This window comes from Mesorhizobium sp. M7D.F.Ca.US.004.01.2.1 (assembly GCF_003997785.1).
Taxonomy (GTDB): Bacteria; Pseudomonadota; Alphaproteobacteria; order Rhizobiales; family Rhizobiaceae; genus Mesorhizobium; species Mesorhizobium loti.
This window is the reverse complement of sequence record NZ_RZRQ01000766.1, coordinates 1-445: the sequence shown is the minus strand read 5'-3', so window position 1 is coordinate 445 and position 445 is coordinate 1. Positions and strand designations below refer to the sequence as shown.

Sequence of the window (445 nt, the reverse complement as noted above, 5' to 3'; positions counted from 1 at the left end):
CCTTCAAGCGGTAGACTTCCGGCAGCACGCGCCCCGGCGGCAGGCCGGCAAGCCGCGCAACGACCTCGCTATCGGTCTCGTCGTCGAGGCCCGATTGCACCGGCTTCCAGTAGAAACCGTCGAGCAGGCCGGCTAGCCCGGCCGAAAACACCGTCTTGCCAATGCCGGTGTCGGTTCCGGTGATGACGATGCGTTTGGTCATGTCGCCTCCGGTCACGTTTGGGCCAACACCTCGACGAGCGCTTCGACCATTTCCGAGATGGCGGCTTCGTCGACGTTGAGCGTCAGCGAAATGCGCAGGCGCGACGTGCCCTCGGGCACGGTCGGCGGACGAATGCCGCGTATGTCGAAGCCGCGCGCTTGCAGAGCCGCCGCCACCGCCATGGTGCGCCTGACGTCGCCAATGACAAATGGCTGGATCTGCGAGCCGCTGGGCATCACGCCG

The 445-nt window shown here is 66.3% G+C and carries 1 protein-coding gene and 1 pseudogene; both read right to left on the bottom strand.

The genetic code is table 11. The features are described from left to right. Nucleotides 1-202 (bottom strand): ATP-dependent dethiobiotin synthetase BioD (gene bioD / locus EN993_RS36695; RefSeq protein ID WP_164758105.1); only part of this gene is annotated, 202 nt, incomplete at its 3' end. 11 nt (nucleotides 203-213) lie between these two features. Further along, nucleotides 214-445, bottom strand: a pseudogene (locus tag EN993_RS36690) (8-amino-7-oxononanoate synthase); the annotation flags it as partial.